We start from the raw sequence: 22217 nt of genomic DNA, 5'->3' as shown, positions 1-22217 counted from the left end.
ACAGGATCAATCACCTTTTCTGAGCGTTTGTGGACACAAAGAACGGCTTACGACACACTGGCGCCATGCCGGAGGACGGGGTGCGCGCCGACCGCGCGGACGCCGATCGCGCGCGGCCCCGCCGCGCGCGCTCCCGCCGGGTGCTCGTCGTCGGCGACCTCAACCCCGACCTGGTCCTGGGCGGCGACGTCGTGCCCCGGTTCGGCCAGGCCGAGCAGCTGCTCGACACCGCCGCGCTGGTCGTGGGCGGCTCCGCCGGGATCACGGCCCACGGCTTCGCCAGGCTCGGGCGCCCCGTCGCCCTCGTCGCGGCGATCGGCGCGGACAGTCTCGGCGCGACGATGACGAGCGCGCTGGCGGCGGCCGGGGTCGACACGAGCACCCTCGTCGTCCGGCCGGACCAGCCGACCGGCCTGACCGTCGTCCTGTCGACCGGAGCCGACCGCGCCATCCTCACGCTGACGGGGACCATCTCGACGCTCACCGCCGCCGACGTCCGCGCCGCCGCCGAACGACTCAAGCGGCCCGAGCAGGTCGAGCAGGTCGAGCAGGTCGACGGTCGCGAGCAGGTCGACGGTCGCGAGCAGACGGAGCCCGCGGGCCTCCGGCACGTCCACATCTGCTCGCTGTTCCTCCAGTCGGCGCTGGCCGCCGGGCTCGCCGAGCTGCTCCCCGAGCTCAGAGCTGCCGGCGTGACCACGTCCCTGGACACCAATGACGATCCCGCCCGGGCCTGGGCCGGCGTCGAACCACTACTGGCGCATGTCGACCTGCTGCTGCCGAACCGCCGCGAGGCGCTCGCGCTCGCGCGCGCCGCCGGGGCGGCCGGGGTCACCGGAGAGGCCGGAGAGGCCGGAGAGGCCGGAGAGGCCGGAGACGACCTGGACCTCATCGCCGCCTGCCGCGTCCTCGCCAGCCGCGGCCCGCTCGTCGTCGTCAAGGACGGCGAGCGGGGTGCGCGCGCGGTCGGCGAGGACGGCGAGCTCGCCAGCGTGCCCGCCGTACCGACGGTTCCGGTGGACGCCACCGGCGCCGGCGACAGCTTCAACGCCGCGTTCCTCGACGCCTGGCTGCGGTCGCTGCCGCTGCCCGAATGCCTGCGGCGCGGCGTCGTCGCCGGCTCCCGCTCGGTCCGCGCCGTGGGGGGCACCGCGGCCCAACCCACCCTCGACCTGCTGGTCGACGACCGAAGGGCATCATGACCGAGACCACGTCACACGCCGGCCGCGAGATCGCCCGACAGCCGCGGGCGTGGGCCCAGGCGTGCGAGCTTCTCCCCCAGGTCGCGGACCTCCTGCCCCGGCCCGGCGAGCGGGTCGCCGTCCTCGGGTGCGGGACCTCCTGGTTCATGGCCGCCGCCTACGCCGCGCTGCGGGAGGCGGCCGGGGCCGGTGAGACCGACGCGTTCGCCGCCGGCCAGTGGCCCGCGGCCCGCGGCTACGACCGCGTCGTCGCCATCAGCCGGTCCGGCGTGACGACCGAGGTGCTGCGGGCCGTCGGCGCCACCGCGGCGCCCGTCACCGCCATCACCTCGGTCGCGGGCTCGCCGGTCGAGGCCGAGGCCGAGGCGGCGATCGTGCTCGACTTCGCTGGCGAGGCGTCCGTCGTGCAGACCGTCTTCGCCACCACGGCGCTGACGCTGCTGCGGGCGTCGCTCGGTGACTCCGTCGAGGCGGCGGCGGTGCAGGCGGCCCGGATCCTCGGCGGTGAGCACGGCCTCGACCCGGCGGTCGAGGCGGCGAGCCAGTTCACGTTCGTCGGCAGCGGGTGGGGCGCCGGCATCGCGGCCGAGGCGGCGCTGAAGATGCGCGAGTCCGCGCGCGTCTGGACGGAGAGCTACCCCCAGCTGGAGTACCGGCACGGGCCGATCTCCATCGCCGAGCCCGGGCGGGTCGTCTGGATCTTCGGCGAGCCGGCGCCGGGCCTGGTCGACGACGTCGTGGGCACGGGCGCGACGATCGTCAACGACGACCTCGACCCGGTCGCCGATCTCGTCCGGGTCCAGCGGCTGGGCGTGGCGCTCGCGGGGCGCCAGGGCTTCGACCCCGACCGGCCGCGCCACCTGACCCGCTCCGTCATCCTCTCCCCCGCCTCTCCCACCTCCCCCGCGGGTGCCGCGTCCCCGGCCGGTGCCGCGCCGTGATCCTCTGCGTCTCGGCGAGCCCGGCGATCGACGTCACCTACCGGGTCGAGCGGCTGGCGGTGGGCGCCACGAACCGGGTCGAGGAGACGGCGCGCCGGCCAGGGGGCAAGGCCACGAACGTCGCCCGGCTCCTGCGCCTGCTCGGCGAGGACACCCGGCTGCTCACCACGGCCGGCGGCGACACCGGGGCCGAGCTGATGGCCGGCCTGACCCGCCTGCGCGTCCCCCACGAGGTGGTGCCCACCGCCAGCGCGACCAGGCGGACCGTCGCCATCGTCGACGAGGCCACCGGCACCGTCACCCTGCTCAACGAGCCGGCGCGGGTGGACGACTGGTCTCGGTTCCTCGCCCGGGCGGCCGAGCTGATCCCGGGCGCCGACGTCGTGGTGCTCAGCGGCACGCTGCCCGCCGACGCGCCGGTCGACGGCCTCGCGCAGCTGGTCCGCGTCGCCCGCGCCGACGGGCGACCGGTCGTGCTCGACGCCAGCGGGCCGGCGCTGGTCGCCGCCCTCGCCGCGGGACCGACCATCGTCAAGCCGAACGCCGACGAGCTGCGGGACTGCGCCGGCGAGGCCGACCCGGCGGATCCGGCGGCGGGTTCGGCGGTGGCGGCGGGCTCTACGGCGGCGGCGGGCTCTACGGCGGCGGATCCTGTGATCGCGGCCCGCGCGGTCGCCGAGCGGTGGACGGTCACGGTCGTGGCCTCGCTCGGCGCCGACGGCCTGATCGCCGTCGAGGGCGAGGGCGAGGGCGGGTGGCGGGCGAGGCCCCGGCGCCGGTTGGCGGGGAATCCGACCGGCGCGGGCGACGCGGTCGTGGCCGGGCTCGCCCGGGGGTTGCGGGCCGGCACGGCGCTCGGGCCGCTGCTGGTGGACTGCGTCGCCCTCGCCGCGGCCGCCGTGCTGTCCCCCACGGCCGGCGAGCTCGACACCGCCGACTACGAGCGGGAGTCCGTCGGCGTGACCGCCGAGCCGCTGGGGCGGGCCGCCCGATGACCCTCGTCAGCACGGGCGAGCTGGTCGCCGCGGCGGCTGCTCGCGGCGGAGGCGTCGCGGCCTTCAACGTCATCACGCTTGAGCACGCCGAGGCCATCGCCCACGCCGCCGAGATCAGCCAGACTCCGCTGATCTTCCAGATCAGCCAGAACGCGGTGTCGTTCCACGGCGGGAAGGTGGTCCCGATCGCCGCCGCGGCCGGCGCCGTGGCCCGGCTCGCGGACGTTCCCATCGCCCTGCACCTCGACCACGTCACCGAGGACGGACTCGTCGCCGAGGCGGCCGAGGCCGGGTTCAGCTCCCTGATGTACGACGGCGGGCCGCTGCCCTACCGGGAGAACGTCGAGCGCACCAGCCGCGCCCGATCGGCCGCGCAGGCGGCGGGGCTCTGGGTGGAGGCCGAGCTCGGCTACGTCGGCGGCAAGCCGGACGCGCCTCGGGGCGCCCACGAGCCGGGAGTGCGCACCGACCCGGACGAGGCGCGGCGGTTCGTCGACGAGACGGGCGTGGACGCCCTGGCCGTCGCGGTCGGAAGCTCGCACGCCATGACCTCGCGGTCCGCGGTCCTGGACATTCCCCTGATCGAGCGGCTCCGCGCGCGGCTGTCCGTCCCACTGGTGCTGCACGGGTCGTCCGGCGTCCCGGCCGAGACGCTGCGCGCCGCCGTCGCCGCCGGCATCAGCAAGGTGAACATCGGCACCGCGCTGAACGTCGCCATGACGGGCGCCGTCCGGCGGGTGCTCGCCGGCGACCCGAGGCTCGTCGATCCGCGGACCTACCTGGCGAAGGCCCGCGATGAGATCACGGCCACGGTGCTCGACCTGCTGTCCGTCGTCTCGGCGGGCACGGCCGGCTCGACGGGCTCGACGGGCTCGACGGGCTCGGGAAACTCGGGAAACTCGGGAGGGTCACGCTGATGGCCGAGGTCCGCTACATAGGCGCGAGCCGCCGGTACGCCGGCAGTTCCGCCGCCGCGCTGAAGGCACTGGACCTCGACATCGCGGACGGCGAGTTCATGGTGCTGGTCGGGCCCTCCGGCTCCGGCAAGTCGACCGCACTGCGGATGCTCGCCGGCCTGGAGGACGTCGACGAGGGCGAGATCCGCATCGGGGACGACGACGTGACCAGGTGGGCACCCCGGGAACGGGACATCGCCATGGTGTTCCAGAACTACGCGCTCTACCCGCATCTCTCGGTCGCGGACAACATGGCGTTCTCGCTGAAGCTGAGCGGGATCGGCAAGCAGGAACGCAAGGCGAAGGTCCTGGAGGCGGCGAGGCTTCTCGACCTGGTGCCCTACCTCGACCGCAGGCCCAAGGCCCTCTCGGGCGGCCAGCGGCAACGGGTCGCGATGGGCCGGGCGATCGTCCGCGAGCCGCGGGTCTTCCTCATGGACGAGCCGCTGTCCAACCTGGACGCGAAGCTGCGCGTCGAGACCCGCGCCAACATCGCCGCCCTGCAGGCCCGGCTGGGGACGACGACCGTGTACGTCACCCACGACCAGACCGAGGCCATGACCATGGGCCACCGGGTCGCGCTGCTGAACGACGGCGAGCTGCAGCAGGTCGACACCCCGCGCGCCATCTACGACCGGCCCGCCAACGTCTTCGTCGCCGGCTTCATCGGCTCGCCGGCCATGAACCTGCGCTGGGTCGGCCGCACCGACGGTTCCATCCGTCTGGGCGGCGCGCTTCTCCCCCTGGCGCCGACGGCGCGTTCCGCGGTGCGGATGACGAAGGGGAAGGAGATCACCGTCGGGCTACGCCCCGAGTCCTTCGCCGTCGCCACGCCGGACACGCTGAACACGCAGGACGGCCCGGGCTCGCTGTCGTTGCGGGTCACCCTGGTCGAGCACCTCGGCGCGGACTCCTACGTGCACGGCACGCTGCCAGGCGACGACACCCGCGACAAGCCCTTCGTCGTCCGGGTGGACCGCCGCGTCGACCCGGCCCGCGGCGAGACGCTCCCCCTCACCCTGACGGGCCCCGTCGAGCACGTCTTCAACGCCGACTCCGGCCGCCGCCTCACCTGACGGCGTTCCTGTCGGCGCGGGCGGCATCTGGAGGTTGGCGGTCGGCTTCGGCCACGTCCTCCTTCGTTCCCGAGGCGGCGCTCCAGTGCGTTCCGCCTGCCCTGATCCGGAACGACTGGCCGGACGATCGCACCGCGCCGACTCCCGCAACCCGATCCCAGACGCGCGGGCCGTTCATGATCTGGTGGGATCCTCGGCGCGACAGCTCCCAAAATCCCACCAGATCATGAAAATGCGGCGGCGGGGCGTCAACCTTCAAATTCTGATACGCCGGAGCACCGACTCTCGGGGCCTGACCTGCCGCGTCACCGCGGGGCGGTCAGAGCTTTGGCCGGGAGCCGTCCGGGGCGGGCGCCATGGGACGGATCATGCTGTCCTGGACCAGGGAAGCGATCAGGCGGCCGTCCTCGGTGAAGACGTCGCCATGTCCGTAGGCGCGCCCGCCACCCGCGTACGAGCTGTGCAGCCGCGACAGCAACCAGCTCCCGGCGTCGCACGGCTGGTGAAACGTGACGGTGTGGCTGATGACGCCGGTCGACAACGTCACATGGCCCAGTGACTGGCCGACGCCCTCGTGCGGGCGCATCGCCGTCCCGATCAGAAAGCTCTCGCTCGCGAACGCGATCAGCGCCTGACTCGTTGCGGGGTCGCCGGGCGCGTCGGCCCAGCGCGACCACACGTCCAGGTCAGGGGGGCCCACCAGGTCGGGGGTGTTGAGGTCCACGTCGCCGACGATCACGGACTGCAGCCGGCGGACCGCCTTGTCGATGGGCGCGGGTGACAGCGCGGGCGTCGGCGTGTCGGCGTGCCGGATGAGGTCGGGCTCCTCGGCGGACAGCAGGACCATCGACCGGCTGCGCACCTTCCCGTCCTGGCTGAAGGTCACGGTGCTGCTGGAGAACGTCCGTCCGCCGTGCATCCGGTCGACGTCTATCTCCATGGGCTTGTCCGGGACCCCGCCGCGGGCGAAGACGGTGTGGATGGTCTTGACCGACTTCCCGTCCTGCCCGACCAGCGCGGCGACGATGGCCTGCGCCAGGATCTGCCCGCCGAAGACCACGCCCGTGCTGAACGGAAGGTTCCCCGCGCGATAGCGGTCGTCGGCGACCCGTTCGAGCGCCAACGTGTCGAGAACCGGGTCCAGGTCGATCATCATGGCAGTTCCTCATCCGCGGGAAACGCTGCTGGGACGACGTACCACCGCCCGCGGCGAATACCGCGGCACCGCCGCCCGCCAGCCGGTCGCCGGCGGCGACGCGCAGTCGCATCGTAGGAGAATCCGCGCCTCGCGTGCGGCCTTCCGCCGCCGTCCGGCCGCTGGCTGACCTGGTGATCCGTCGTCAGGTCGCTCCTGAGGCCCCTTCGGCGAAGGCCTGCCGGCTGTGCTCGACGAGCCTGCGCGCGGCGGGGCTGTGGGCCGGGCGCCAGACCATGGACAGCAGGGCGGGCGTTCGCGCGTCGGCGATGGTCAGCGCGGTGAGCCGACCCTGGTAGGACGTCGCCATCGAGTCGCTGAGGATCCCGACGGCGAGCCCGCGGGCGGCCAGGCCGGCGATGGCGTCCGGGGCGCTTGCCTGCAGCATGACCCGGGGCTCGATCTGCCGCGCGGCGCAGGCCTGGTCGAACGCCGCGCGCAGGCCCGTGCCGGGTGGCATGCACATGACGGGGTACGAGCACAGCTCGCGCAGAGCGACCCGCGGGCCCTGCGCGCGCCGGGCCAGTGGGTGGACGGCGGGGACGACGGCGACGAGGTGATCCCGGGCGATGGTGAGCGCCTCCAGCTCCGGAGGCGTCGCGCCGGCCGTGCCGACGACGGCGAGGTCGAGCGTGCCGGCGCGGACCCGCTCGATGAGCCGCGCCGATCCGTCCTCCAGCAGCGTGAGCTCCACGCCGGGATGCGCCCGGTGGAAGGCGGCGAGGGCGTCGAACAGTGGCTCCAGCGTGCAGCCGGAGACCATGCCGACGGTGAGCCGCCCACGGATCAGGTCGGTCACCTCGTCCACCGCCTGGCCGACCGCCGCCGCGGCGGCGAGCGCTGCGCGCGCGTGCTCGAGCGCCGCCTTACCCGCGACGGTGAGGGTCGCGGCCCGCGCCGAGCGGTCGAAGAGCTCGGCGCCGAGCTCGCGCTCCAGCTGACGGATCTGGGCGCTGACGCCGGACTGGCTGATTCGCACCCGCTCGGCAGCGCGGGTGAAGTTCCGCTCCTCCGCGACCGCGACGAAGTACTCGAGCTGCCGCAGATCCATAACCTCAGATTCTAGCTTCTATTAGAAGCATCTGTTGGACTTCTAGATGCCGGATGGCCAGGCTGAGGGATACGTCAATCGGACCCACGGAGGGAGCGGCACATGTCCCACGAGAAGGCCATGCGACCCGAGGACATCACCCGGCTGTTCGTCGAGCGGTCCAACGCCGGTGACGCGTCCGGGGTCGCCGAGCTCTATGAGGAGAACGCGGTGCTGGCCTACCCGCCGGGCAGCCAGACGGTCGGCCGGGAGTCGATCCGGGCCCTGTGGGAGCGGGTGCTGGCCGGCCGTCCTCGGTTCGAGCCGGAGGAGCCGCTGCCGACCCTGGTCAGCGGCGACATCGCCCTCACCTCGACGCCGCCCAGGGACGGAGCCGGCGCCCGAGCACAGGTCGTCCGGCGCCAGCCTGACGGCAGCTGGCTGCGGGTGCTCGACCAACCCGAGTTCGCTCCGCCCACCCACTGATCAGACCGCCGGTCCCGGTCCCGGCTCCGCCGGTTTCGCCGGATCCGCCGGCCACGGGACCGGCGGCCGGCATTGCCGATGCCTGAGTGGCGTGCGGTGACCGGTCCCGGTCCCGGTAGCGCCGCCGCGGCGGACGAGGAAGTCTCGGGGGAACGTCGAGCGTCACAACACACCTGTGAGGGGCACGTCGTGACCGACACCGCTGATCTGATCAGACGCAACGCGGACTTCGCCGCCAGCCGGTTCGCGGCGGATCTGACCATCAACCCCAGCGGCAACATGATGGTCATCGGTTGCGTTGACCCGCGCGTCGACCCGACCCAGGTGCTGGGCCTCAAGCAGGGCGAGGCCGCCGTGATCCGCAACGTCGGCGGGCGGATCACGCCCTCGACACTTCGCACGATGGCCATGCTGGGGAAGGTCGGTCAGGCCAATGCGGAAAGCCGCCGCCCTGGCGACTGGAACCTGGTCATCCTGCATCACACCGACTGCGGAATGACGGACCTGGCATCTTTCCCCGACCTGCTGGCCGGCTACTTCGAGATCCCGCTCGGCGAGCTCGGCRCCAAGTCCGTCAGCGACCCGTTCGGCTCGATCCGCGTCGACGTCGACGTGATCAGGCAGGAGATCCGGAGCAGCGGCTACCTGGTGTCAGGCCTCGTCTACGACGTCTCCACCGGACTCGTCGAGACCGTGGTCGAGCCCACTCAGGTGCCGACCGGATAGATACGTCGGCACCGCACTTCATGATCTGGTGGGATTTTGGGAGCTGTCGCGCCGACGATTCCACCAGATCATGAACGGCCCACGGGTTCAGCGGAAGGCGGGGGCGAGCGGCAGTGGCACAGGGCCCCACTGGCGCAGGGTCGCGGCGTGGAGCACGGCGGCGAGATGGCGCAGGGCGGGCAGCGGGGCGTCCGTCTGCTCGGCGGCCCACCGCAGGCGGTGCTGCAGCAGGGCCCGGCGGGTCGGGACGATGGCGTGGCGGGCGGGGTCGGCCGGGCGCCGGTCACCGTCGAGGGCTTCCTCGAGGAACCAGCCCGCGGAGATGAACACCCACGCGACCGCGGCCCTGGCGAGGTCGATGTCGAAGGGGGCCGTCCGCACGACAGGCAGGGTGGGCGCGACAGCCGCGCGCCAGCGCTCCAGAGCCGCGGCGGCGAGTGGGGCGGGCAGCAGCCAGCCGCACCAGCACGACGGCCAGGGCACCCTCAGGTAGGCGGCGTCCCAGGCGACGTGGCGGTACTCGGCACCCTCGAAATCGATCAGCACCGGGCCGTCGGCGGTGTCGATGGCGTTGTCGGGGCAGATGTCGCCGGGGGTCATCGCGCCGGGCCGGCCGGGACGTGAGACGTCGAGGTCGGCGGCGATCGCGCCCAGCTCGTCCCAGGCGGCCGGGTTCGCGTCGACGTCGAGCCGGGGCAGCACGCGACGCAGCACGGCCGCCGTCTGGCCGACCGTCTCCGCGGATGTGTCCAGGCTCGGCGCTCCCAGCGGCGACAGCGCCGCGAGGTGTTCGGCGAAGGCGTCACGGAGCCCGGTGGTGCCGGCGTGGAACGAGCCGAGCGCCCCGGCCCAGGCGAGCAGGGACGTCTCGGCGGCGCGCGGCGCCGCGCCGAGAAGCCGGTCGGCCAGGGTCGGCCCCGGGCCGAGGTCGTCGAGGACAAGCAGTACCGGATCGGATCCGGCGGCCACCAGCCGCACAGCCCCCGGGACCGCGCGGGCCGTGAGCAGCCGCAACGCCGCTTCCGCGCGGGCCGCGCCGTCGCCCGCGTCCACCGCCGTCTTCACCACCAGCCGGTGGGGCCGGCCGTCGCGCCCCTGAGCCACCACACGCAGCACCCGGTTCCGGTCGCTGCCAGGCAGCCGCTCGCCGACCGTCACGTCGACCACGCCGAGGAGAGGCTCCAGCGCGGCCTCCACCGCTCGCCGCGTCGCCTCGTCCGACACTCCCCCACTCTCTCAAAGGGCGTCCGTGATCCGGACACGGCGTCCTCCGGAAGGCCGCTGGGCGGCCCGCGGCGATCGTCAGCAGAATGAGGCGGGGCCGCGGCTGCGCGGGGCCGGGCTGTACGCGGCAGTGGCCGCGCGGCCGTGGGATCGGTGGTGGAAGGGAGCGGAGCGGTCTGATGCGGACGGTGGGGATCGTGCTGCACCCTCGTCGCGACTCGGCTGAGGCGGTGACCGCCATCGTGGACTGGGCCGCCGGCCGCGGTGCCCAGGTGCTCGGTGTCGACGAGGAGATCCGGCGGTTGGGATGCGACGCCCTTCCGGTGCCGGCGGCGGAGCTGGGCCGTCGTAGCGACCTGATCGTCAGTCTCGGCGGCGATGGCACGATGCTGCGGGCGATGCGGCTGGCCGACGGTGGGCACGCGCCCGTCCTCGGCGTCAACCTCGGCAGGCTGGGCTTCCTGGCCGAGGTCGACGTACCCGACGTGCCCGACGCCCTGTCCGCGATCGACCAGCATCTGTACACGGTCGAGCCGCGGCTCGCGGTCGACGCCGAGGTGCACGGCGAGACGGTCAGCGCGTTCAACGACGTCGCGGTGGTGCGGGTGCCCGGTCACGGCAGCGCCGCGGTCTGCCTGCGGGTCGGCGACCGGCCCTTCGTCAGTTATGCCGTCGATGCGGTGGTCGTCGCCACACCGACCGGATCGACCGCTTACAGCTTCTCCGCCGGGGGGCCGATCGTCAGTCCGTCGGTCGAGGCGCTTCTCGTCACCCCGGCGGCTCCGCACTCGGCGTTCAACCGCGGGCTCGTGCTGTCGGTGAACGACGCGCTCGCTCTGGACGTGCTGCCGGCGAGCGGTCGGCTCGCGGTCGAGGTCGACGGCCGCGTGTCCGGCTATGTCGAGCCGGGCGCCTGCGTCATCCTGCGCGCACGGCCCGGCGCGGCCCACGTCGTCCGCCTCGGCCGGACGACCTTCTACGAGCGCGCGCAACGCAAGCTGCGGCTGATGGGATCAGCCGAGGTCGAGGCGATGCCGACCCAGCCGCGCGACGGCCGTCCCACACCGCCTTGACCCGCTGACCCGCCAGCCACGGTGGTCGATCGGCCGGGCCGGGGAATGCTTGCGGTGTGGTGCCGAGCCCCGCCGCCGTCGCATGACGAGCGGCCCGACCCGTCCTCCGGTTCCCGCGCCCGTCGGCCCGAGCCGGATCGGCGCGGTGTTCGGCGTGGCCCGCCCCCGCGGGCGGCTGCGGCTGGCGGTGGTCTGCGCGGTCGCGTTCGCCGTGCCGTTGACCGTCGGCCAACTCGCCGGAAAGCCGCAGGCCGGACTTCTGGCGACGTTCGGTGCCTTCGCCGCCGCCTACTTTCCGGACGCGACCCTGGCGTTCCGGGCACGGGCACTACCGGTGATCGGAGCCGGCCTCGCCCTGTCCGCCGCGATCGGGGTGACGGCGGCGGGAGCCAGCTGGACGATCGCGGTGGGGATCTCCGGACTGGCGGCGCTGGCGACGCTGCTCGTGCGGGCGTTCGACGTGCCCGCTCCCGGGGCGTACCCGTTCGTCATCAGCTGCGCCGTGGCGACGCAGCTTCCGCAGGACGTCGAGCAGCTCGGAGAACGCGTCGCGCTCACGCTGGCCGGTGCCGGTTTCGCCTGGTTGCTGACGATATCCGCGTCGTTCCCTGACCGGCACGGGCCGGCGCGGCGGGCGGCCGCGGCGGCCCTGACGGGCCTCGCCGCCATGCTGGAGGCGATCGGCACGCCGGACTACGACTCCGCGCGGCACAACGCCGCGCAGGCCGTTCGCCTCCTGCGGACGGTGCTCAGGGAGAGCTCCGGGCAGGACAGGAGCAGGCGAACGCTGGCGGCGGTGGCATACGGGGCGCAGCACGTGTTCGACTCGGCCGTGTCCTACGCGACCGTGACCCGGGAACCCGTCGCGCCCGTCCTGCCCGCGGCCCTGCGTGAACTGGCCGCCGGAATCCAGGCCGGCGCTGGTGGCACCGGTGCCCCCAGCGCCGGCCTGGTCGACCTGGAGCGGGACCGTGCCGACCCGCCACGCGTGGGGGCGGCGGCCTCGATGGCGCGGGGCGGCCTCTGCGCGGCCGTCGCCGAGCTGGCTCACCCCACGCCCGACCGGCCGTCCGTCCGACCGCCGGCTCCACTTCTGCCCGCCGCCCGGGCCGAGCGGCGCCGGCGGCTGGACCGGGAGGCGCTGGCCTGGCCACTGGCGGCCCGGGCCGGGCTGGCCGGGCTGGCCGCGGCGGCGCTGGCGATCGCCGCCGGGGTGGACCATCCCTACTGGGCCCCGGCCGCCGCGGCCACCGTGGTGCAGGGGACGACCGTCCGCGCCGCCGGCCGGCGGTCACTGCAGCGGGCGGCGGGGACCGCCATCGGAGTGGTGGTCGCGCTGGGCATCCTCAGCGTTCAGCTGCCCGCCTGGTGGCTCATCGTCATGATCGCCGTGCTGGAAGGGGCCGCCCAGGTCCTCATGGCGGCGAACTACGCACTGGCCACGGTGTTCGTCACACCACTGGCCCTGATCCTCGTGGAGTTCGCCAGACCGGGCACGCCCCCGRCCGAGCTGGTCACGCCACGGCTGCTGGACACGCTGCTGGGCTGCGCCGTCGGCCTTGCCGTCGTCCTGCTGCTCTGGCCGCACGCCGCCGAGCGCAGGCTGCCCCGGGCACTGGCGGACTCCCTCGACGCGACCGGCGAGCTGCTCGTCCTTCGGCTCACGGCGGACGGCGGAAGCCTGGGCGACGCCGGTCGCGCGGCGGACGTCGCCGACGCCCGCGACCGGCTCGAGATGGCCCTCGCGCGGATGACCTCCCTGCATGTCGACGCCGAGGACGAGCGGATACGTGGACCGCGGACGGCCGACCTGCTCTGGCCCGCCGTGGTCGCCGCCCGCCGGCTCGGCTATCTGGTGTTGGCCGATCCGGCCGGTCTCCACGGGCCGCTGCCCGCCGGGCCGACCGCCGCCCGCGCCGCGTTCCGGGCATGCGCGGACGCGACGACCGGCCTTCCGGTGGCCGGTGGGGATCCGACGTCCGCGCTGCCCGCCTTCGCCCCCGTCCGGACCGAGTTCGCCGCCCTGGCCGAGGCGCTGACGGCCGCCCGGGCGGCTGGAGCACTGCCCTTGGCCACCACCGGCGCCGACGCCACCGCCGGCGGTGGCGGTGGTGGCCGATGGCGCGGTTCGCGCGCCAGGGCGTCTATGACATCGCCGCGGGCGCGGGCGGGGGCGCGGGTGACGGCACGGGCGAGGGCAGCGGCCCTGGCGCGCCGAGGTAGTAGCCCTGGGCCTGGTGAACACCCGCCGAGATGAGGCACCTCAGCTCGGCCGCCGTCTCCACCCCCTCCGCGAGGACACAGGCGCCGATGTCGCCGGCGAACCGGGTGAGGGCCACGGCCAGGGCGTGCAGGTTCCTGTCGGCGTCGATCCGGTGGGTCAGCCGCCGGTCCATCTTGATCACGTCAGGCAGCAGTTCCACGAGGTGGTGCAGTCCCGCGTATCCGACGCCGACGTCGTCGACCGCGGTGCGCACCCCCTGGGCGCGCAGATGGTCCAGGGCGGCGCGGGTCGCCGGGTAGTCCTCGACGCGCTCGTGCTCGGTGATCTCCACGATGATCCGACCCGCGGGCTTGTCCGCGAGCAGCGTCGCCAACCGGCCGGACGCGACGGTCGCGGGCGACGCGTTGACCGCGACCGTCAGCCCGTCCGGAATGCGCGGAAGCACCCGAAGCGCGGCGCTGATCGCGGCGAGCTCCAGCTCGGTGCCGAGCCCGACCGAGACGGCATCCGCGAACCACCGCTCCGGTGAGCCGAAGCCGGGCGGGAACCGGGCCAGCGCCTCCGCGCCCACCAGGCGCATCGTCGCCAGGTTGAACACGGGCTGGAAGACCATCCTCGGGCCGCCGCCGTCGACCAGCCCGCGGATCCGGCAGTGCCGCCGGTCATGCCCCTGCCGGGTGGCACCCGGTTCGGTGACGGAGTACGACAGCGCGCTGGCCAACTGGGACAGGAAGGATCCGTCCTTCTCCCCCAGCCGATGATCCGCGTCATGGCTCAGGCAGGTGAGAAGTCCGTAGATCTGGCCGTCCGCGCGGCGGACGGGCGCCGTGACGATGGCTCCTATCCCCGGTTCGGTCCCCTGTTCACCGGCGGCCGGATCGCCCGCCGTCCGCCGGTCCGAGCGCACGTCCGACATGACCGGCGGCAGCCGGCCGTCCCGCAGCTTTCCGCACATCGACTCGGGATCGTCGACCACTATCCCCGGAACGAGACCGAACGACCTCGAGTCGCCCTCGGTGACCTCGACCATGAGGGCTTCACCGGCGGAGCGCGAAAGGCAGGAAAGCTCCATGTCCAGGTGTTGCCGTGCCACCGACAGGATCCGGCGGGTGGTCTCGCCGGGCGGGTCCGGGCCGACGCCGAAGGACTGGCCAGCACCATGACAATCGCTCCGCTCGACCACGGCGTCCTCCTCCGGGCCCTCACCACGCACAGCCGGTGACTCTCCACAACCTAGAGGACTACCCGCTACACGCCGGACATACCAAATTACCTAACGTGACCACGATGTCCAGACGCACTGAGGGACAAACCGCCCGGTCGGCACCTACCGCTCGTGACGGAAACGCGGCCGACTCCGGCTGTCGCGCAAGGCGGTCATGCCACCGCTCCGCGCCAGCCGCGAGAGATCTCCCGCTGGGTAGGCCTGTCTATGCCAGGCCGTCGCCGAGGCCTGCTCGCAGGTCGGCGAGCGACCGTAGCTGATGGCCGGCCCCGTCGAAGTTGTCGTCCGCGAGCCAGGCTTCGAGCGCCGTACGGACAAGAGGCCACTCGTGGTCGGCGATCGAGAACCAGGTGGTGTCCCGGTTGCGCCCCTTGACGACCAGGGCGTTGCGCCAGGTGCCCTCCTCCACGAAGCCCAGCCGGGCGGCGGCCACGCGGGAGGGCTGGTTGAGGCTGTCGCACTTCCACTCGTACCTGCGGTAGCCGAGGTCGTCGAAGGCGTACCTCATGAGCAGGTACTGCACCTCGGTCGCGGCTCGGGTCCGCTGCAGCGACGGCGCGTAGATGATCGAGYCGACCTCGATCGACCCGACGTCCGGCTGAGCACGCAACAGCGCCACCCGCCCCTGCAACACCCCGGTGGACAGATCCACGATCGCGAACGCGCACGTGCCCGCCCGCCGGGTCATGGCAGTGATCCCCCGCGCCGCCTCCCGCGCGTCGGCGGGCGCGTCATCGCCCTGGTAGGTCCACAGCTGGGGATGCGGGCTCAGCCGCTCGACCACCTGCCGTGCGTGCTCCTCGGCGGACAGCGGGCACAGCCGTACCCAGCGCCCGGTGAACTCCCGCGGCTGTGGCGGCCGCGCTCCCGACCAGCTGACTGGATCTCCCACCGGCTGCCCCAGGTCGTTTGGTCGCGGCATGCGACCCATCCTCACCGACGCGGCACCACAACCACCACGGAATTTGCCCCGGACCAGCAGGGGCGGTCCCCTGCGTCCTCGCGGGCGCTCCTGGCTCCTGACTCCTGACACAGGGTCGGCGGCCAGGGTCGACGTACGCGTCGTCACCGGCAGACGCGGAGCTCGCGTGGCTTTTGCCGCGCGAGCTCCGCGCCGCGGGGATCAGCTGGCGCCGACGGCCTTGGCCAGGGTCGGCTTGAGCTGCTCGAGCTGCCACGGGATGTTGAGGATCGTCGGGTTGTTCACCGCGCCCGCCGTGAAGGCGTCGACCTCCAGTGCTCGTCCCGCCTTGACCGCCGGGATCTCGGTGAACAGCTTGTTGCCGTTCATCTCGGTCTTCAGATCCGGCGTGGCGTATCCGATCAGCAGGAAGTCGGCGTCCAGCGCGCTGAGCTTCTCCATGCTCAGCGACCGGTCGACCACGTTCTCCGTGACGCCCGGCGCGAGCTTCATGCCGAGCTCGGAGTAGAGCTGCACCGACACCGTCGCCGGGTCGTCGATGACCGCCAGGCCACCCGGCTCGAAGTAGAAGGAGTAGCTGAACGTCTTGCCGGCCAGGCCGGGCAGACCCGCCGCGGTGTCCTTGATGACCTTGTCGGTGGCCGCGATCGCCTTGGCGGTGTCGGCCTCGCGGCCCACGGCCCTGCCGATGATGGTGCTGTTCTCCTGCCAGGTCGCGATGCCGGCGTCCTCGGTGAAGCCGACGGTCGGCGCGATCTTGGAGAGCCGGTCGTAGTAGTCCGCCAGGCCGTAGAAGTTCGTGGCCAGGATCAGGTCGGGCTTCAGCGAGGCGATCTGCTCGAGGTTCAGGTCACCGGCGGTGTCGAGCGCGGTGCTCTTCGACAGGTCCACCTTCCCGGTCAGCCACGGGAAGACGCCGTCGGGCTTGTACTCGTTCTTCGCGTAGGCGATCGGCGTGATCCCGAGCGTCGCGAGGGTGTCCTCCTCGTAGCTGAGCGCCATCACACGCTTCGGCTGCGCCGGGACCACCGTGGTGCCGAACTTGTCCTTCAACGTGACCGGGAAGCTGCCCGCCGCCGCGCTCGCCGGCGCCGGCGTGTCGTCGCCCCCGTCGCTGCCGCCGCAGCCGGCCGCGAGGGCGAGCGCGACGGCGGCCAGGACGAGTGCCGGGATGAGTTTCAGTCGGTTTCGCACTCGTTCTCGTTTCCGTGATCAGGCCGCGCGCCTGGATGGCTCGCGGTCGTGGGTGGGACTGCGTGGCTCGTCGGCCCGAGACGCCGTCAGCGCTGGCCGTCGCGCCGCGGCACGGCACGGTCAGCCAGCCGCCGCGGCGGGCTCGGCCAGCGCCCGGCGGTCCACCTTTCCGCCGGCGGTGACCGGGAGCGTGTCGAGCACCGTCACGGCGCTCGGCACCATGTACCGGGGAAGCAGGTCGGCACACCAGGCCAGCACCTCGCCGGCGAACGACCCGGCCGCCGCCGCCCCAGGCCTCGGACGGCCGCCAGCGCGGCCGGCGGCGGTCGGGTCGGTGGTGGCCGCGTCGGCGGTGGCCGCGTCGGCGGTGGCCGGGTCGGCGGAAATCGGGTCGGCGGTGGTCGCGTCGGCATCGGGGACGACGAAGGCGAGCAGCCGGGGCGAGGCGGCGTCGCGGGACACCACGACCGCCGCCCGCCGCACCCGGGGGTGCGTGGCCAGCGCCGCCTCCACCTCCTCCAGCTCCAGCCGCATCCCGCGGATCTTCACCTGGTTGTCGGCGCGGCCCACGAACTCCAGCCAGCCGGCGTCGTTCCACCGGGCGAGGTCCCCGGTCCGGTACATCCGCGCGCCGCCACCGGCGAAGGGGTCCGCGACGAAGCGCGCGGCGGTCAGCGGCCCGTTGTTCACATAGCCGCGGCCAAGCAGGAATCCGGCCACATACAGCTCACCGACCTCGCCGTCCGGCACCGGGGCCAGCGTGTCGTCGACGACGTGCAGCTGCGTGTGCGGGTTGGGCCGGCCGATCGAGGCGGCGAGGCRCTCGGCGCTGTCCTTGTAGATCACGTGGGAGACGCCGATCGTCGTCTCGGCCGGCCCGTAGCCGTGGTACATGGCCGTGCCGAGCTGCGCACGGTACCGGGCGAACAGCGCGGGCGTCAGCACCTCTCCGCCGCACCACACATGCCGCAGCGAGGCGAGCGCGTCCGTGCCCTCGGCCGCCTCCAGCAGGATGTCCAGCATCGAGGACACCAGGTAGACGAAGGTGACCCGCTCGTCCTCGATCAGGTCGACCAGATATCCCGGGTCGAGCTCACCCTCCGGCTCCGCGACGACCAGCCGGCCGCCGCAGACCAGCGGCAGCAGGATCTCGTTGATCGAGATGTCGAACGACAGCGGCGCCTTGAACAGGGACGCGTCGTCGGGGCCGAAACCGAACAGGTCCGTGACCTGCCACCGCAGCCGCTCGGCGATCGCGTCATGCCGGATCATCGCCCCCTTGGGGGCGCCGGTCGATCCCGAGGTGAAGATCACGTACGCCAGCCCCGCCGGCGGGATCTGCAGGTCCAGCGGCTCGGCCGACTCCGCCCCCCAGGACCAGGCGCCCAGATCCACCGGGATGGCGGGCACACCGTCCACCAGCCCCTCGCCCACCAGCCCGCCGGGCGTGGCCTGCGCGTCCGCGTCGGTCACGACGAACCGGGCCCGCGCGTCGGCCAGCACCCGCCGGCGCCGCTGGTCGGGCCACCCCGGCTCGACCGGGACGAACGCGCCGCCGGCGGCCATGACCGCGAGCAGCGCGACGATCATCTCCGCGGACCGGACCAGCCGGATGCCGACGATGTCCTCCGGGCCCAGGCCCCGGGCGCGCAGCACCCGCGCGAGCTGGAAGACCCGCGCCCCGAACTCCCCGTAGGTCAGCCGAGCCCCGGGAGCGACGACAGCGGGCGCGTCCGGCGTGCGCCGCACCTGGGCCGTGAACAGATCGACGACGGTCGTGATCGCCGTGGGCACGCTGAAGTCGTTGAAGTTCTCCAGCGTCGCCGGTCCGCCGGCCGGCCGGGCCGGCAGCGGACCATCGCCAGAGCGCGAACTCACCATCGTTCCCCTCGGTCAGCGGGCAGGATCCAGCCCGCCCCGGCACGTGGGCGGCCAGTTCCTGAGGGCGGCGGAGGCCAAAGCGATCCCGGCGCGAACGGCAGGCTAGCAGGTAAACCTAACCTACACAAGGGTAAACCTTACCTAACCAACCTGGCACCCTCGCCAGCCACGAGGACCGCCGCGGCCGAGGTCACCCGACCGCTGAGGCACGGGTGACCTGATCACGTCGGCCGGCTCAGAACCTCAGGTACATGTCGTCCGGGATGATCGGCTGGTGGTAGGTGCACGATCCCGACAGCACGGTGGACCCGTGCAGCCGTGACTTCGGGATCAGGATCTTGTCGCCGTCACTCAGCGCGATCTTGTGGGTGACGTTGTTCCAGAAGTGCATGTCGCCGGACTCGATCATGACCAGCCGGTGCTCGTCGTGGACGTGCGTCGTCGACGTCTCGTCGCAGGACTCGACGAACGTGTCCAGGTCGACCGCGATCCGCTCGGCCTTGAGGTAGGCGTCGATGGCCTCGGCCTTCGCCTTGTACTCGTCGATCGAGTCCGCCCATGCCAGCTGCGTGGCCAGGTCCCGGTCCCACAGGCAGGCGAGGTGGGCCGCGTCCGCGAAGCCGTCGCGGAAGGCGGTCAGCGCCGCGTCGCCGTACAGCGCGAGCAGCGGGGCCAGGAGCGTGTCGAGCAGGTCGTCCAACACGGCCGGGGTCACCGCCGGAACGGACGCGAAGAGGGCCGGCCGCTCGCCGAGGCCGTCCTCTACCGCGTCCGCCCAGGCGACGGCGACGGCCGCGTCGTCGAGGCGCTGGTGCACGAACGCGCCGAGCAGTTCCGCGTGCCGGCGCGGCGAGCGGGACAGCTGGTGGAGATGGTTGCCGCGGGCCAGCGAGGTGTTCAGGTAGAGCTGCCAGTACGCCCCGGCCCCCGAGGTGAGCTGGGCCGCGGCGAGCAGCGCCGTCCAGTCCGCCGAGCTGGCCACCCAGCGCTGGTAGTCGCCGAGGAGCCGCGCCCGGGCGGCGGGCTGCGCGAGGTCGTACTCACCGAGTGACGCCCGGGCGATCGCCGCGCGCGCCGCCGGCAGGTAGGCCGAGAGCTGCAGCAGCGCGAAGGTCGTCGCCTCCCGCCGGTCGCGGGTGCCGCGCAGCACCGCGAACGCGTCGCCCGGACGGTCCCGGCGCTCCTCCCAGTGGCCGTGCAGCTCGCGCCGGAGTCCGCCCAGGAGCGGGCCACCCGCACCGGCGCCCACCGCGCCCGCGGCCCCCGCAGCACCGGTGGCACCGGCCGGCGCCGCCGCGGAATCGGCCCCGGGTTCCACCGGGTCGCCTGGCGGGGCGGGGCGCTGGTCCGCCAGGAACGAGAACAGGTGCCTCTCGAGGATCGGCTGGGCGAGCGCGGCCCGCAGCCGGTTCGCCTCGCCGTAGAAGTCCGCGGCGTCACGGTCAGCCGCCCCGTTGCGGCTCGGCGGCAGGTAGAGCAGGTCCGCGTCGTAGATGTTGCGCAGCATCCGGTGCCCGAGCAGTCCCGAGAGCTTCAGGACGCCCTCGGGCCGCAGCGGGCGGCCGTAGTTCAGCCAGGCCAGGTCGGCGGGCCGGACCGGACGCCGGTACGGGTCGCCCTCGGTGGTCAGCTCCTCCCACTCGGCGGGGCGGAAGGCCGGGTTCGACGCGAACGAGCGCACCAGCGCGTGCGCGCCGGGTCCGTCCTGGGCGGCCTCCACGCGGCGGGCCAAGTCGTCGAACCCCGCCGGATCGGCGGATCCGGACGCGCCGGGGCGCGCCGCGGTCTCGCCCGGCTGGGCCTGTCCGGTCGCGGCCTCGGCCGCTGACGGGGCCGGCGGGGCTGTGTCGAGGGGGCTGTCCGGGCTGGTGAGCTCGGACAGGGTGGTCTGGTCCGGAGTCATCGGCTTCCTCTCCCGGCGGGGCTGGTGGATGGTGTGCTGCCAGTCCTGGTCATCGGCCGAGCCGAGGAACTCGACCTCCCCGTCGGCGCGCAGCCGGGCCACGTCCCCGGTGGCGTACATCCGGCTGCCGGGTATCGGGCTGAACGGGTCGGGCACGAAGCGGTCCGCCGTCCGGCGCGGGTCGTCGCGGAAGGCCCAGCCGAGCGGCAGCCCGCTGATGAACACCTCGCCGACACCGCCGACCGGCACCGGGTCGTAGTCGGCGTCCAGGACCCGGATCTCGGTGTTCGGGTCCTGGGTCTCGGTGTTCGGGTCCTGGGTCTCGGTGTTCGGGTCCTGGGTCTCGGTGTTCGGGTCCTGGGTCTCGGTGTTCGGGTCCTGGGTCTCGGTGTTCGGGTCCTGGGTCTCGGTGTTCGGGGGCGGGGCACCCGGCGCGTCGTCGAGGCCAGCGCCAGCGGTCGCGCCGGTGGTGGTGTCCTCTGCCCCGGGGGCGGCCCCGGACCCGGTCGTCTCCGGGGACGTGAGCTCGTACCCGGCCGCGGCGTCGTCACGGGACGGGTGCGCGGAGGGGATGGAGGGCCGGCTCGCGACCATCGGCAGTGTTCCCTTCAGTTCCACGATGAACGAAAAGGCGCTGAACGGAGGCGGTGAGCGACCATGGGTGGGCGCCCTACGCCGCCTCGCCGGGTGTGTGAACCCGTTCCGTCGCGGTCAGGCGGAACTCGCGGAGACCGGCTCGCGGTCCCACGCCGAGCCCGGCGTGGGAAGCCCGCCGGGCCGGCCGTTACGCGTCGCGGCGCCCGCCGCCGTGCCGTCGGCCCCGGGCACGCCGGGCATCCGCCGCCGGAGGCTGCGTGGGCGCGGGTCGCCCCAGGTGAGCTCGATGCTGTCCAGGCACTCGCGCCGGCTCCCTGTGACGAGGGTGTCGAACCAGCCGAGCGCGTTACGACGCCCCAGCGGCCATACCGAGTACTGCTGCTCCTGGTTGACGACCACCTTGAACAGGCGGGGCTCCGGCTCGCCCGCCACGTCGGGTGCATTCGTCGTCCCGGGTGTCGCCGTCCCGGGCGTCGTTGTCCCGGGCGTCGTCGTCCCGGGCGTCGTCGTCCCGGGCGTCGTCGTCCCGGGCGTCGTTCCCGCCGTCTCGGCCCGGCCGGAACCGGCGCGGAACGGGCACCTGGCCGGAACCGAGGCGTCGTCGCGCAGGAAGTACTGCTTCCATTCCCGGTTGTTCGGATCGCCGTAGGAGCCCAGCAGCGGGGTCGAGTCCACCGTGTCGATCCGGCGCAGGCGCTCGCGGATGGTCCTGCGGGCGGCGGCGCCTCGCGGGGTGTGCGGCTCCAGTCCCTCGAAGACCCAGCGCGGCTGGAACGTGATGGTGAAGACCGGGCTGCTGCGGCTGCGCAGCCGCTCGTGGGCCGGCGTGTTGCAGACGACGAAGATCGGGGTGCCGCGGAAGCTGAACTCCCAGCCCGGGGTGTCGGTGTCGGTGGGGATGTCCGACGGCCAGGGCTCGCCGTCGCTGTCGTTCAGGTACCGCAGCAGCGACCAGAACCGCCGTTCGTACCCGAGGACGCCGTCGGCCCGCTCCCCCGCCGCCGCGCCGCCGGGCCCGAAGAGCACGACGAGTGAGGTGTTCCTCGAGAGCGACCGGTAGACCGAGAGATAGGTGGCGAGGATGTCCGGCAGAACGGACCAGGTCCGCTCGTCGTCAAGGTCGTCGACGAAGCCGAACCGCAGCCCGCCCCGGTTCGCCGCGGCCGTCGCGAAGATGCAGGGAAACGRCTCGGCGTTGGACCGCAGCGTCGCGATCATGTCCCGCGCGCAGCCGGCGCCCCATTCCGGCACCGGACCGATGGCCAGGTCCAGGATCTCCTCGCGGTGCGCGTCCGTCGTGCCGGCCATGCGCACCCCACTGAGTTTCAGCCTGTCTCGCACTGTGGTTTCTCTCTTTGGTCAGCCGC

At 73.4% G+C, this 22217-nt stretch carries 18 protein-coding genes; 9 read left to right on the top strand and 9 right to left on the bottom strand.

Going from position 1 to position 22217, the window contains the following annotated elements; all coding sequences use genetic code 11:
* The first annotated feature begins 65 nt into the window (after window positions 1-65).
* From BL253_RS04555 to BL253_RS04535, 5 genes are read left to right on the top strand one after another with little or no spacing between them, the layout of a single operon-like run.
* Window positions 66-1202, top strand: coding sequence for a carbohydrate kinase family protein (locus tag BL253_RS04555; protein WP_241834523.1), 1137 nt, complete (start codon window positions 66-68; stop codon window positions 1200-1202).
* The gene (locus tag BL253_RS04550) at window positions 1199-2143 is read left to right on the top strand and encodes an SIS domain-containing protein (RefSeq protein ID WP_076813854.1); all 945 of its coding nucleotides are present in this window, start codon (window positions 1199-1201) and stop codon (window positions 2141-2143) included. The genes BL253_RS04555 and BL253_RS04550 overlap by 4 nt, the downstream gene beginning before the upstream one ends.
* Window positions 2140-3138: a 1-phosphofructokinase family hexose kinase gene (locus BL253_RS04545; RefSeq protein ID WP_076813852.1), complete on the top strand. Its 999-nt coding sequence runs from the start codon at window positions 2140-2142 to the stop codon at window positions 3136-3138. Before BL253_RS04550 ends, BL253_RS04545 begins: the two co-directional genes overlap by 4 nt.
* A complete protein-coding gene (locus BL253_RS04540; protein ID WP_076813851.1) occupies window positions 3135-4055 on the top strand; it encodes a class II fructose-bisphosphate aldolase in 921 nt (306 codons plus the stop codon). The genes BL253_RS04545 and BL253_RS04540 overlap by 4 nt, the downstream gene beginning before the upstream one ends.
* Entirely contained in the window at window positions 4055-5170 is a 1116-nt protein-coding gene (locus BL253_RS04535; RefSeq protein ID WP_076813849.1) for an ABC transporter ATP-binding protein, read from the top strand. Before BL253_RS04540 ends, BL253_RS04535 begins: the two co-directional genes overlap by 1 nt.
* A 319-nt stretch (window positions 5171-5489) precedes the next feature.
* Here BL253_RS04535 and BL253_RS04530 read toward each other — a convergent pair whose 3' ends face one another.
* Both BL253_RS04530 and BL253_RS04525 read right to left on the bottom strand, forming a co-directional pair.
* Entirely contained in the window at window positions 5490-6326 is an 837-nt protein-coding gene (locus BL253_RS04530; protein WP_081438003.1) for an acyl-CoA thioesterase domain-containing protein, read from the bottom strand.
* Between the two features lie 184 nt (window positions 6327-6510).
* Window positions 6511-7416: a LysR family transcriptional regulator gene (locus BL253_RS04525; RefSeq protein ID WP_076813847.1), complete on the bottom strand. Its 906-nt coding sequence runs from the start codon at window positions 7414-7416 to the stop codon at window positions 6511-6513.
* A 102-nt stretch (window positions 7417-7518) separates the two neighbouring features.
* Between BL253_RS04525 and BL253_RS04520 the strand changes: the two genes are divergently transcribed.
* Together BL253_RS04520 and BL253_RS04515 are read left to right on the top strand one after the other, a co-directional pair.
* Window positions 7519-7881 carry a YybH family protein gene (locus BL253_RS04520; protein WP_076813845.1) on the top strand — a complete coding sequence of 121 codons (363 nt, stop codon included), beginning with the start codon at window positions 7519-7521 and terminating at the stop codon, window positions 7879-7881.
* Between the two features lie 189 nt (window positions 7882-8070).
* Entirely contained in the window at window positions 8071-8607 is a 537-nt protein-coding gene (locus BL253_RS04515; protein ID WP_076813843.1) for a carbonic anhydrase, read from the top strand.
* Window positions 8608-8694: 87 nt separating this feature from the next.
* On the opposite strand, the gene BL253_RS04510 is transcribed toward BL253_RS04515, so the two are convergent.
* Complete coding sequence (locus BL253_RS04510; RefSeq protein WP_076813840.1) at window positions 8695-9831, bottom strand: hypothetical protein; 1137 nt, start codon at window positions 9829-9831, stop codon at window positions 8695-8697.
* Window positions 9832-10010: 179 nt separating this feature from the next.
* On the opposite strand from BL253_RS04510, the gene BL253_RS04505 reads away from it, so the two are divergent.
* Entirely contained in the window at window positions 10011-10904 is an 894-nt protein-coding gene (locus BL253_RS04505) for an NAD(+)/NADH kinase (protein ID WP_076813838.1), read from the top strand.
* 82 nt (window positions 10905-10986) lie between these two features.
* Window positions 10987-13161, top strand: a complete 2175-nt coding sequence (locus BL253_RS44670; protein WP_274535181.1) for an FUSC family protein — start codon at window positions 10987-10989, stop codon at window positions 13159-13161.
* On the opposite strand, the gene BL253_RS04495 is transcribed toward BL253_RS44670, so the two are convergent.
* From BL253_RS04495 to BL253_RS04470, 6 genes are all read right to left on the bottom strand, one after another.
* Window positions 13049-14311: a sensor domain-containing phosphodiesterase gene (locus BL253_RS04495; RefSeq protein ID WP_241834520.1), complete on the bottom strand. Its 1263-nt coding sequence runs from the start codon at window positions 14309-14311 to the stop codon at window positions 13049-13051. The two genes, BL253_RS44670 and BL253_RS04495, sit on opposite strands and share 113 nt — an antisense overlap.
* A 247-nt stretch (window positions 14312-14558) precedes the next feature.
* Window positions 14559-15275, bottom strand: a complete 717-nt coding sequence (locus tag BL253_RS04490; RefSeq protein ID WP_076813837.1) for a GNAT family N-acetyltransferase — start codon at window positions 15273-15275, stop codon at window positions 14559-14561.
* 201 nt (window positions 15276-15476) lie between these two features.
* Window positions 15477-16469: an iron-siderophore ABC transporter substrate-binding protein gene (locus BL253_RS04485; protein ID WP_076813835.1), complete on the bottom strand. Its 993-nt coding sequence runs from the start codon at window positions 16467-16469 to the stop codon at window positions 15477-15479.
* 120 nt (window positions 16470-16589) lie between these two features.
* On the bottom strand, window positions 16590-18350 hold the full coding sequence (locus BL253_RS04480; RefSeq protein ID WP_076813833.1) for an amino acid adenylation domain-containing protein: 1761 nt from the start codon (window positions 18348-18350) through the stop codon (window positions 16590-16592).
* A 235-nt stretch (window positions 18351-18585) separates the two neighbouring features.
* A complete protein-coding gene (locus tag BL253_RS04475) occupies window positions 18586-20871 on the bottom strand; it encodes an AMP-binding protein (RefSeq protein WP_241834519.1) in 2286 nt (761 codons plus the stop codon).
* A 93-nt stretch (window positions 20872-20964) separates the two neighbouring features.
* Window positions 20965-22158 (bottom strand): YqcI/YcgG family protein, encoded by a 1194-nt coding sequence (locus BL253_RS04470; RefSeq protein ID WP_081438001.1) that lies wholly within the window; start codon window positions 22156-22158, stop codon window positions 20965-20967.
* Between the last annotated feature and the right edge of the window lie 59 nt (window positions 22159-22217).

Origin of the sequence: Pseudofrankia asymbiotica (assembly GCF_001983105.1) — a bacterium.
In the GTDB taxonomy this organism is placed as follows: domain Bacteria; phylum Actinomycetota; class Actinomycetes; order Frankiales; family Frankiaceae; genus Pseudofrankia; species Pseudofrankia asymbiotica.
Note: the sequence above shows the minus strand (reverse complement) of the source record. Positions and strands in the feature narration are given on the sequence as shown.

Excerpts from the sequence above, each read along its gene's own strand:
- BL253_RS04555 (WP_241834523.1), top strand. The coding sequence starts at position 66 with ATGCCGGAGGACGGGGTGCGCGCCGACCGCGCGGACGCCGATCGCGCG.
- BL253_RS04550 (WP_076813854.1), top strand. The coding sequence starts at position 1,199 with ATGACCGAGACCACGTCACACGCCGGCCGCGAGATCGCCCGACAGCCG.
- BL253_RS04540 (WP_076813851.1), top strand. The coding sequence starts at position 3,135 with ATGACCCTCGTCAGCACGGGCGAGCTGGTCGCCGCGGCGGCTGCTCGC.
- BL253_RS04535 (WP_076813849.1), top strand. The coding sequence starts at position 4,055 with ATGGCCGAGGTCCGCTACATAGGCGCGAGCCGCCGGTACGCCGGCAGT.
- BL253_RS04530 (WP_081438003.1), bottom strand. The coding sequence starts at position 6,326 with ATGATGATCGACCTGGACCCGGTTCTCGACACGTTGGCGCTCGAACGG.
- BL253_RS04525 (WP_076813847.1), bottom strand. The coding sequence starts at position 7,416 with ATGGATCTGCGGCAGCTCGAGTACTTCGTCGCGGTCGCGGAGGAGCGG.
- BL253_RS04520 (WP_076813845.1), top strand. The coding sequence starts at position 7,519 with ATGTCCCACGAGAAGGCCATGCGACCCGAGGACATCACCCGGCTGTTC.
- BL253_RS04505 (WP_076813838.1), top strand. The coding sequence starts at position 10,011 with ATGCGGACGGTGGGGATCGTGCTGCACCCTCGTCGCGACTCGGCTGAG.